Raw genomic sequence first — 10,630 nt, forward strand, 5'->3', positions numbered from 1 at the left:
CCTCAGCTCTCGAGCTCGATGTCGATGCCCAGCGAGCGGATCTCCTTCACCAGCACGTTGAAGGATTCCGGCATGCCCGCCTGCATGGTGTGGTCGCCATCCACGATGTTCTTGTACATCTTGGTGCGACCCTCCACGTCGTCGGACTTGACGGTGAGCATCTCCTGGAGCGTGTAGGCCGCGCCGTAGGCCTCCAGGGCCCAGACCTCCATCTCCCCGAAGCGCTGGCCACCGAACTGCGCCTTGCCGCCCAGCGGCTGCTGGGTGACCAGCGAGTAGGAGCCGGTGGAACGCGCGTGCATCTTGTCGTCGACCAGGTGGTTGAGCTTGAGCATGTACATGTAGCCCACGGTGACCGAGCGATCGAAGGCGTCGCCGGTACGGCCATCGTAGAGCGTCATCTGGCCGGAATCCGGCAGGTCGGCCAGGCGCAGCAGATGCTTGATCTCGTGCTCGTCGGCCCCGTCGAAGACCGGGGTGGACATGGGCACGCCCGCCTGGAGGTTCCTGGCCAGGGCGATCACCTCCGCGTCGGAGAGGCTCTCGAGCTCCTCGACCCGGGTCCCCGGGGTGGAGTTGTAGACCTGCCCCAGGAACTCGCGGATCTGGGCGACCTGCTGCTCGCGGGCATCGCGGAGCAGGTGCTCGATCTTGCGGCCCAGGCCCCAGGCCGCGAGGCCCAGGTGGGTCTCGAGGATCTGGCCCACGTTCATGCGCGACGGCACGCCCAGCGGGTTGAGGACCACGTCCACCGGCTCGCCGTTGTCGTCGAAGGGCATGTCCTCGATCGGCATGATCGCGGAGATGACGCCCTTGTTGCCGTGGCGGCCGGCCATCTTGTCACCGGGCTGCAGGCGACGCTTGACCGCCATGTAGACCTTGACGATCTTCAGCACGCCCGGCGCCAGGTCGTCGCCCTGGGTCAGCTTGCGCTTCTTGTCCTCGAACCGCTCGTCCATCTCGCGGCGACGGTTCTCGAGCTGCTCGTCGGCCTGGGCCAGCAGCTCGTTGAGGGCCTCGTCCTGCAGGCGTAGCTTGAACCACTGCTGGCGCGGCAGCTCCTCCAGGTAGCTCTCGGAGAGCACGTCGCCCTTCTTCAGCTTGGGACCGCCGTTGACGGCCTCGCCGGTCAGGGTGCGCTTGAGGCGCTCGAAGGTGGCGTCCTCGGCGATGCGGTAAGTCTCCTGGAGGTCCTTGCGCACCTCGTCGAGCTGCATCTGCTCGATGGAGAGCGCCCGGGAGTCCTTCTCCACGCCGTCGCGGGTGAACACCTGCACGTCGATGACGGTGCCGCGCATGCCGGTGGGGGCACGCAGCGAGGTGTCCTTCACGTCGGAGGCCTTCTCGCCGAAGATCGCCCGCAGCAGCTTCTCTTCCGGGGTCAGCTGAGTCTCGCCCTTGGGCGTGACCTTGCCCACCAGGATATCGCCCGGGCCGACCTCGGCGCCGATGTAGACCACGCCCGCCTCATCCAGCTTGGAGAGCGCCGACTCGCCCACGTTGGGGATGTCGGAGGTGATCTCTTCCGGCCCCAGCTTGGTATCGCGGGAGACGCAGGTCAGCTCCTGGATGTGGATGGTGGTGAAACGGTCTTCCTGGACCGCCCGCTCGGAGAGCAGGATGGAGTCCTCGAAGTTGTAGCCGTTCCAGGGCATGAACGCGATGCGCATGTTCTGACCCAGGGCCAGGTCGCCCATGTCGATGGAGGGGCCGTCGGCCAGGATGTCACCGCGCGCCACCTGGTCACCGGGGCGCACGATCGGGCGCTGGTTCATGCAGGTATTCTGGTTGGAGCGCGTGTACTTGGTGAGGTTGTAGATATCGACGCCGGCCTCGCCGCCGATGATCTCGTCCTCGTTGATGCGCACCACGATGCGCTTGGCATCGACCGAATCAATCACGCCGCCGCGACGCGCCACGGCACAGACGCCGGAGTCACGGGCCACGAAGCGCTCCATGCCGGTGCCGACCAGCGGCTTGTCGGCGCGCAGGGTGGGCACCGCCTGGCGCTGCATGTTGGCCCCCATCAGGGCGCGGTTGGTGTCATCGTGCTCGAGGAAGGGGATCAGCGCCGCCGCCACGGAGACCACCTGACGCGGGGAGACGTCCATCAGCGTCACCTGCTCGGGACGCATGAAGGTGGTTTCGCCCTTGTGGCGCACCTGCACCAGGTCGTCGACCAGCTGGCCGGACTCGTTCACGGTGGCGGAGGCCTGGGCGATCACGAAGTCGCCCTCCTCGATGGCGGAGAGGTGCACGACATCATCGGTCACCTGGCTATCCACCACCTTGCGGTACGGGGTCTCGAGGAAGCCGTAACTGTTGGTGTGGCTGTAGGTGGCCAGGGAGTTGATGAGGCCGATGTTGGGGCCTTCCGGCGTCTCGATCGGACACAGGCGGCCGTAGTGGGTGGCGTGGACGTCACGCACCTCGAAGCCGGCCCGCTCGCGGGTCAGGCCGCCCGGGCCGAGCGCGGAGACGCGGCGCTTGTGGGTGACCTCGGAGAGCGGGTTGTTCTGGTCCATGAACTGGGAGAGCTGGCTGGAACCGAAGAACTCCTTGACCGCCGCGGCGACGGGCTTGGCGTTGATCAGGTCCTGGGGCATCAGGCCCTCGCTCTCGGCCATGGAGAGGCGCTCCTTGACCGCGCGCTCGACGCGCACCAGGCCCACGCGGAACTGGTTCTCGGCCATCTCGCCCACGCAGCGGATGCGGCGGTTGCCCAGGTGGTCGATGTCGTCGACCTCGCCGAAGCCGTTGCGGATGTGGATCAGCTCCTTGAGCACGTCAAGGATGTCGCGACGATCCAGCACGCCGGACCCGGTGTCGCTGTCGCGACGCAGGCGGCGGTTGAACTTCATGCGGCCGACACCGGAGAGATCGTAGCGATCCTCGGTGAAGAACAGGTTGTGGAACAGCGTCTCGGCGGCTTCCTTGGTGGGCGGCTCGCCGGGGCGCATCATGCGGTAGATCTCGACCAGCGCCTCGAGCTGGGACCCGGTGGTGTCCAGCTTCAGGGTGTCGGAGATGAAGGGGCCGCAGTCGAGATCGTTGGTGTAGAGGGTCTCGACGCTGGTGATGCCGGCCTGGCCGATCTTCTCCAGCAGCTCCGGGGTGATCTCGGTGTTGCAGGGGCAGATCAGCTCGCCGGTGTTCGGGTCCACCTGGTCACGGGCCAGGGTCTTGCCGAACAGGTACTCCATCGGCACCTCGAGGCGCTCGAGGCCGGCCTTCTCCAGCTGGCGGATGTGCTTCTGGGTGATGCGACGACCTTCCTCGACGATCACGCTGCCGTCGGCATCCTTGATGTCGAAGGTGGCAGTCTCGCCGCGCAGGCGCGACGGCACCAGCTCCACGGCGAAGCCGGACTTCTCGATATGGAAGGTGCTGGTCTCGAAGAACTCCTCGAGGATCTCCTCGGCGCTCATGCCCAGGGCGCGCAGCAGCACGCTGGCCGGCAGCTTGCGGCGGCGGTCGATGCGCACGAAGACGCTGTCCTTCGGATCGAACTCGAAGTCCAGCCAGGAGCCGCGGTAGGGAATCACGCGGGCGGAATAGAGCAGCTTGCCGGAGGAGTGGCTCTTGCCCTTGTCATGGTCGAAGAACACGCCGGGCGAGCGGTGAAGCTGGGAAACGATGACCCGCTCGGTGCCGTTGACCACGAAGGTGCCGTTCTCGGTCATCAGGGGGATCTCCCCCATGTAGACTTCCTGCTCCTTGATGTCCTTGATCGCCTTGTTGGACGACTCCTTGTCGTAGATGATCAGGCGGACCTTGACACGCAGCGGGGCCGAGTAGGTCACGCCGCGCAGCTGGCACTCCTTGACGTCGAAGGCCGGGGTGCCGAAGCGGTAGCTGACATACTCGAGGGCGGCATTGCCGGAGAAGCTCGCGATCGGGAACACCGACTTGAAGGCCGCGTGCAGGCCGATCTCGAGGCGCTCCTCGGGTGAGCGATCCTGCTGGAGAAATTCGTAGTAGGAATCAAGCTGGATCGCCAGCAGGTAGGGCACATCCATCACTTGGGGCAGTTTGCCGAAATCCTTGCGGATGCGTTTTTTCTCAGTGTATGAGTAAGCCATCTGTATTCCCCAGCTTGTTCACCATGGGTGACCGATGCGTGGTCGGCGCCACCCGACGGATGCGTCTCCGTCAGGCGATGAAGGCAAGCGCCTGGCATGGGCGCTCGCCTTCGGAATTCGGCTGGCGATTCTGCCCTGTCGGCAGAGGCCAGTGACAACAGAAAAAGGCCGGCAGCGGGTGTCCCGCCACCAGCCGTGGAAGCTTACGCAGCGCGTGAAGCCATGGAGCCCAAGGACTTACTTGAGTTCCACGCCTGCGCCGGCTTCTTCCAGCTTGGCCTTGGCCGCTTCTGCATCTTCCTTGGACATGGCTTCCTTGATGGTCGCCGGTGCGCCGTCGACGGCACCCTTGGCTTCCTTCAGGCCCAGGCCGGTGATCTCGCGGACAACCTTGATCACGTTGACCTTCTTCTCGCCGGCGCTGGTCAGCACCAGGTCGAACTCGGTCTGCTCTTCGGCGGCAGCGGCTTCACCGCCAGCCGGGCCGGCCACGACGGCGGCAGCGGCAGAGACGCCGAACTTCTCTTCCATCGCTTCGATCAGCTCGACCACTTCCATGACGGACATGTCGGCGACGGCGTTGATGATGTCTTCTTTGGTCAGTGCCATTGTCACGTTTCCTAACTTTGCGGGAGTCGCGGTGACCCGACGACTCGGGATTCAGTATTCGATTCAGGCTGCGCGCAGGAGTTCGCCGCTCAGGCGGCCGCTTCCTGCTTCTGGTCGCGCAGCGCGGCGAGGGTACGAACCAGCTTGCCTGCGGACGCTTCCTTCATGACGGACATCAGCTTGGCGATGGCCTCGTCGTAGGTCGGCAGGGTGGCCAGACGGTCGATATCCGCAGCCGGGATCAGCTCGCCTTCGTAGGCCAGCGCCTTGACTTCGAAGTTCTTCTCGTCCTTGGCAAACTCCTTGAACAGGCGGGCGGCGGCGCCCGGATGCTCGGTGGAGAAGGCCAGCAGAGTCGGACCAACGAAGCTCTCGTTGAGGCACTCCCACTGGGTGCCTTCGAGGGCGCGGCGCGCCAGGGTGTTGCGGACAACACGCAGCTGGACGCCATTCTCGCGGGCCTGCTTGCGCAGGTCGGTCATCTTGCTGACCGTGACGCCACGAGAATCGGCAACTACGACGGAGAGAGCATCCTTGGCCGCTTCACTGACCTCGGCAACAATCGCCTTCTTGCCTTCGAGTGCTAGTGGCACAGTGATCACTCCTTCGTGCCGGAACCTCGCGATGAGGGTTCCGGTGGTTACCATCTCCCCCGGCACCGCCCGAAGGCGACGACCGGAGGTCCTGGGTGATGGTGCTCACCAGAGACCTGGCGGCCACACCATCTGCGCAGGCCATCCCGGCGGGATGATTAAGCCGCCCTTCGCGAGGAGGGGCGGCACCTGCGGTCTTTGACGGTGCCCCGCCGGCGAGTCGAAACCCGACACGGGGACCGCAAAGTTCTTGCAAATCGCTCGATCGCCGCCCGGTCAGACCAGGGCAGAGTGATCGATGGTCAGGCCCGGGCCCATGGTGGTGGACAGGGTGACCTTCTTGAAGTAGATGCCCTTGGAGGAGCTCGGCTTGAGCTTCTTCAGGTCGGCGACCAGCGCTTCCAGGTTGCCCTGGATGGCAGTGGCGTCGAAGTCGACCTTGCCAAGGGTGGTGTGGATGATGCCGTTCTTGTCGGTACGGAAGCGCACCTGGCCGGCCTTGGCGTTCTTGACGGCGGTGGCCACGTCCGGGGTCACGGTGCCGACCTTGGGGTTCGGCATCAGGCCGCGCGGGCCGAGTATCTGACCCAGCTGGCCGACCACCCGCATGGCGTCCGGCGAGGCGATGACCACGTCGAAGTCCAGCTGGCCCTTCTTGACCTGCTCGGCCAGGTCGTCCATGCCGACGATGTCGGCACCGGCTTCCTTGGCGGCGTCGGCGTTGGCACCCTGGGTGAACACGGCGACACGCACGACCTTGCCGGTACCGTTGGGCATGACGGTGGCACCACGCACGACCTGGTCGGATTTACGCGGATCGACGCCCAGGTTGATGGCGACGTCCAGCGACTCCTTGAACTTGACGGTGGAGAGCTCGGACAGCAGCGCCACGGCCTCTTCCAGGGAGTAGGCCTTGGTCGGATCGACCTTCTCGCGAATCAGCTTTGCACGCTTGGTCAGCTTGGCCATGATCAGAGACCCTCCACGTTCAGGCCCATGCTGCGGGCACTACCGGCAATGGTACGCACCGCGGCGTCGAGATCGGCAGCCGTCAGATCCGGCTCCTTGGTCTTGGCGATCTCCTCGAGCTGCTCGCGGGTCACGGTACCGACCTTCTTCTTGTTCGGCTCACCGGAGCCGGACTTGATGCCAGCGGCCTTCTTCAGCAGGACCGCGGCGGGCGGGGTCTTGGTGACGAAGGTGAAGCTGCGATCGGAGTAGACGGTGATCACCACGGGAGTCGGCAGGCCCGGCTCGATGTCCTGGGTGGCCGCGTTGAAGGCCTTGCAGAACTCCATGATGTTGACGCCGTGCTGACCCAGCGCGGGGCCCACGGGCGGACTCGGGTTGGCTTTGCCTGCTGCAACCTGCAGCTTGATGTAAGCCTGTACTTTCTTGGCCATGTTGCACTCCAGTTGGGTAGTAGCGCCTTTCGGCTCCCCGGTGATGCGGCCACCTCGGCGGCCGCCTTCCAGACGTCAGGGCGAGAGGATCACTCCTTCTCGACCTGCGCGAATTCCAGTTCGACGGGGGTCGCCCGGCCGAAGATCAGCACGCTGACCTGCAGGCGACTCTTGTCGTAGTTGACCTCTTCCACCACGCCATTGAAGTCGGCGAACGGGCCGTCGACGACACGGACCGACTGGCCCGGCTCGAACAGCGTCTTGGGACGCGGCTTGTCGGTGCCGTCCTTGACCCGGCGCAGGATGGCGTCGGCCTCCCGCTGGGTGATGGGAGCCGGCTTCTCCTTGGTGCCGCCGATGAACCCCATGACGCGCGGGGTCTCGTTCACCAGGTGCCAGGTCTCGTCATCCATCTCCATCTCGACCAGCACGTAGCCGGGATAGAACTTGCGCTCACTCTTGCGACGCTTGCCGTCACGCACCTCGACGACTTCCTCGGTGGGCACCAGGATCTCGCCGAAGCGATCCTCCATGCCGTGCATCTTCACGCGCTCGACAAGCGAGCGCATGACGTGCTTCTCGAAGCCGGAGTAGGCGTGCACGACGTACCAACGCTTGGACATGGGAGCTCCTAACCAATGACGCCGGACATCGCCCAGCCAAGAAGGGTGTCGATCAGCCACAGCATCAGACCGACCACCAGCACGGCCACCAGGACGATGGCCGTGGTCTGCACGGTTTCGGGGCGCGTCGGCCAGACCACGCGCTGGATCTCTTTCTTCGCGTTTCTGGCCAGCTCGGCGAGCTCGCGGCCGCGCGTGGTGGTAAGGGCCACCAGGCCCGCCACGGCACACAGGGCGACGACGCCCATCACGCGATAGAGCAGCCCGATCTCGGCGAAGTAGGTATTGCCGACCACTGCCAGAACCAGCAGAGTGACGACAGCCGCCCACTTGAGCCCGTCGTGGCGCGACTCCTGCACCTCGGCGTTGTGTTTCATGAAAACGAGACTCCTCAGGGCGCGGCAATCGAAACGTGAAATCTTCAGGAATAACGCCAGCCTGGGGAAGACTGGCAGGCCAGGAGGGAATCGAACCCCCAACCTGCGGTTTTGGAGACCGCTGCTCTGCCAATTGAGCTACTGGCCTGTGTCTGCCTGTCGACCGCCCTTTGCAGGCGGCCCGAACACAGCGGGCGCCATGATAGCGAAAGCCGCTTCGCCTGGCAACCCCTCCCCCGCAACATCGCCGCGGTGAAGAAAGAGAAAAGGCGAGCCTGGGCTCGCCTTTTCGATGTGGAGCTCATGGACGGATTTGAACCGTCGACCTCACCCTTACCAAGGGTGTGCTCTACCCCTGAGCTACATGAGCGCAACCTTTGCATCCTGAGATGCTGGAGCGGGCAGCGGGGATCGAACCCGCATCATCAGCTTGGAAGGCTGAGGTTCTACCATTGAACTATGCCCGCCTACCCACTCTTGCTGCCTGCATCCAGCGCATGCATGCCGGCATAAATCTGGTGGAGGGGGAAGGATTCGAACCTTCGAAGCTTTCGCGGCAGATTTACAGTCTGCTCCCTTTGGCCACTCGGGAACCCCTCCAGCTGGCGGCATATGTTACCACCTCACGCCCCGATGTCAAGTCGCTGTTTTGCAAGCTGTCTTGACGGCCATGCGAAGCGGAAAACCGGCACCGCCTTCGCTTCGGAACGCGGCGCATTGTGTCAAAGCAGCATGGAGAATGCAAGCCCCGCCCGAATCTTTTCCAGCGAGACCGGCGAGGGAACCCGGGGTGCGCCCGACATGCGCCCCGCCCGCTCCGCGGCCGTGAGCGGGAAGCAGGCCTCGAGTCCGCCGTAGACCATGTCCGGCCAGACCGCGTGGGGCACCTGGATGCCACGCGAGACCACCCGGGCATCGCCACCGGTGAGCAGCAGCGGCAACGCCACCCCCTCGCTGTCGCAGACCTCCGCATAGACACGGTTGATGGCGCTGACCGCCGCCATGTAGATGCCATGGTTGACCGCCTCGACCGTGCGCCGCCCCGGGGCCAGCAGCTCCTCGGCCTCGCTGTCGGGGTCGATCGCCACGTTGCGGGTCCCCAGCTTGAGGCTCTCCTTCATCAGCCGCAGGCCGGGCAGGATGTAGCCGCCCAGGTGGCGCCCCCCCGGCAGCACGAAATCGATGGTGATGGCGCTGCCACAGTCCACCGCACAACAGCCTCCCGCCAGCTGGTAGCCGGCCAGGGCACCCAGCCAGCGGTCGACCCCCAGACGCTCCGGCTCCTCGTAGCCATTGGTCACGCCGAGGGATTCCGGGGTCGAGCGCGCCACGTGGACCACGCCGACCCGGTGGCGCAGCAGGGAAACGGTCTCCTCGAGGACGGCCTTGCGCGCCACGCTGGAGATGCGCACCGCCTCGACGACATCCAGGTCGGGAATATCGGAGCCGGGCCGCCACTCCTCGCGCGTCCAGACCGCCCCCCGGGAGCGGATCTCGCTGCTGTCGGCATCCTTGAGCCGCCACTTCGACAGGGTATTGCCGATGTCCAGGTCCAGTATCATGGTCGGGCACGCACGCTGACTTCCCCTCCCGAGACGCTCATCAGGCGCTCCCCCTGGCGCACCTGGAGATTGCCGGACGCATCGACGCCCTCGGCCACGGCAGCGTCACGCTCGCTGCCGCGCAGGATATCCACCTCTCGCCCCGCGAAGGCATGCCGGGCATTCCACTCCGGCTGCCAGGCGGCGAAGCCCTGCGCCTCGAAGTCCGCCATCAGCGCGAGCAGCGCATCGATCAGCTCCACCGCCAGGGCGTTGCGCGAAACGCCGGGGGCCTGGTCATGCACGGCGGCAGCCGGCTGATCGAGGGCGGCCCGGAAGTCGTCGGGCAGGTCGAAATTGATCCCGGTGCCGATGATCACCTCACAGGGGCCCGCGGCATCGCCGCTGACCTCCACCAGGATGCCGGCGAGCTTGCCGAGGCCTCCCTCCCGGGTCTCGAGCAGCACGTCATTGGGCCACTTGAGCCGCGGATGCAGCCCGTGGCGTTCCAGCACCTGCGACAGCACCACGCCAATCGCCAGGCTGAGTCCCTCCAGCGCCACCACGCCGGACTCCACCCGCCAGCCCAGCGAGAGCATCAGCGTACGCCCCCAGGGGGTCGTCCAGGGCCGGCCGCGGCGCCCACGCCCGGCACTCTGCTGCTCCACCAGGCAAACCTCGCCGTGGCCGGCCCCCTGCTCGAAGCGCTCGCGCAGGAAGGCATTGCTCGACGGCAGCGTCTCCTCGACGAAGAGCCGGCTCAGGCGACCACGGGACTCCCGCGACAGGCCGGCTACGATGCGCGCCCCGTCGAGCAGTTCAAGCGGCTTGGTCAGCCGGTAGCCCTGCCCCTTGACCGCCTCCATGGCGATCCCCAGGGACTCGAGCTTCCTCAGCTGCTTCCAGACGGCCGCACGCGACACCCCGAGGCGCTCGCCCAGCTGCTCGCCGGAATGGAATTCGCCATCGCTCAGCAGGCGAATCAGGTCTCCGATGGTCATGCTCATGCCCCTGGCGGGAAAGCCGTCATTCTAGCGGATGGGAGCAGCCCCCGGAAACGTCACCGACCAAAGTCACTAGCCTGCAAATCACCCGCCGCCGGCTCGGCCCCACTAAGGCACCCTCCCCGGGAGGCTCGCCTCTCAGGGTGACAGGAAACAAAGCAGGGTCCAGTGCCGACGGCGACGCCCGCAACGCAAAAAGCCCCGTGCTCTTTCGAACACGGGGCTTTTCATAATAGGTGCCTGACGATGATCGCGCCGAGCTCCGGGGGCCGGCACCCCGGGACTCTCCATGGGGAGACCCCCACAACGACGAAACCCCGACCAATGGCCGGGGTTTCTGAAAAGGTGCCTGACGATGACCTACTCTCACATGGGGAAACCCCACACTACCATCGGCG

The 10,630-nt window shown here is 65.6% G+C and carries 9 protein-coding genes and 4 tRNA genes; all 13 read right to left on the minus strand.

Features of this window, described 5'->3' with window-relative positions:
* Positions 1–2 precede the first annotated feature (2 nt).
* The 13 genes from rpoB to BDK63_RS13905 all read right to left on the minus strand — a co-directional run bounded on the left by rpoB (position 3) and on the right by BDK63_RS13905 (position 10,229).
* Positions 3–4,082: a DNA-directed RNA polymerase subunit beta gene (rpoB, locus tag BDK63_RS13845; RefSeq protein WP_183332951.1), complete on the minus strand. Its 4,080-nt coding sequence runs from the start codon at positions 4,080–4,082 to the stop codon at positions 3–5.
* A 237-nt stretch (positions 4,083–4,319) separates the two neighbouring features.
* Positions 4,320–4,691 carry a 50S ribosomal protein L7/L12 gene (gene rplL / locus BDK63_RS13850; RefSeq protein WP_183332953.1) on the minus strand — a complete coding sequence of 124 codons (372 nt, stop codon included), beginning with the start codon at positions 4,689–4,691 and terminating at the stop codon, positions 4,320–4,322.
* Positions 4,692–4,780: 89 nt separating this feature from the next.
* Positions 4,781–5,284: a 50S ribosomal protein L10 gene (gene rplJ / locus BDK63_RS13855; protein ID WP_183332955.1), complete on the minus strand. Its 504-nt coding sequence runs from the start codon at positions 5,282–5,284 to the stop codon at positions 4,781–4,783.
* A gap of 276 nt (positions 5,285–5,560) precedes the next feature.
* Positions 5,561–6,253, minus strand: coding sequence for a 50S ribosomal protein L1 (gene rplA / locus BDK63_RS13860; RefSeq protein WP_183332957.1), 693 nt, complete (start codon positions 6,251–6,253; stop codon positions 5,561–5,563).
* Between the two features lie 2 nt (positions 6,254–6,255).
* Positions 6,256–6,687, minus strand: a complete 432-nt coding sequence (gene rplK / locus BDK63_RS13865) for a 50S ribosomal protein L11 (protein WP_102626767.1) — start codon at positions 6,685–6,687, stop codon at positions 6,256–6,258.
* An 89-nt stretch (positions 6,688–6,776) separates the two neighbouring features.
* Positions 6,777–7,310 carry a transcription termination/antitermination protein NusG gene (nusG, locus tag BDK63_RS13870; RefSeq protein ID WP_183332959.1) on the minus strand — a complete coding sequence of 178 codons (534 nt, stop codon included), beginning with the start codon at positions 7,308–7,310 and terminating at the stop codon, positions 6,777–6,779.
* A gap of 8 nt (positions 7,311–7,318) precedes the next feature.
* Positions 7,319–7,687 (minus strand): preprotein translocase subunit SecE, encoded by a 369-nt coding sequence (gene secE / locus BDK63_RS13875; protein WP_183332961.1) that lies wholly within the window; start codon positions 7,685–7,687, stop codon positions 7,319–7,321.
* A gap of 72 nt (positions 7,688–7,759) precedes the next feature.
* A tRNA-Trp gene (locus BDK63_RS13880) sits at positions 7,760–7,835 on the minus strand.
* A 147-nt stretch (positions 7,836–7,982) separates the two neighbouring features.
* Positions 7,983–8,057: transfer RNA gene (locus BDK63_RS13885), tRNA-Thr, on the minus strand.
* Positions 8,058–8,080: 23 nt separating this feature from the next.
* A tRNA-Gly gene (locus BDK63_RS13890) sits at positions 8,081–8,154 on the minus strand.
* Positions 8,155–8,203: 49 nt separating this feature from the next.
* Positions 8,204–8,287, minus strand: a tRNA-Tyr gene (locus tag BDK63_RS13895).
* Between the two features lie 122 nt (positions 8,288–8,409).
* Positions 8,410–9,249, minus strand: a complete 840-nt coding sequence (locus tag BDK63_RS13900; RefSeq protein WP_183332963.1) for a type III pantothenate kinase — start codon at positions 9,247–9,249, stop codon at positions 8,410–8,412.
* Entirely contained in the window at positions 9,246–10,229 is a 984-nt protein-coding gene (locus BDK63_RS13905; protein ID WP_183332965.1) for a biotin--[acetyl-CoA-carboxylase] ligase, read from the minus strand. Before BDK63_RS13905 ends, BDK63_RS13900 begins: the two co-directional genes overlap by 4 nt.
* Positions 10,230–10,630 lie beyond the last annotated feature (401 nt).

The sequence above is a fragment of the Halomonas campaniensis genome, assembly GCF_014193375.1.
Classification (GTDB): Bacteria; Pseudomonadota; Gammaproteobacteria; order Pseudomonadales; family Halomonadaceae; genus Halomonas; species Halomonas campaniensis.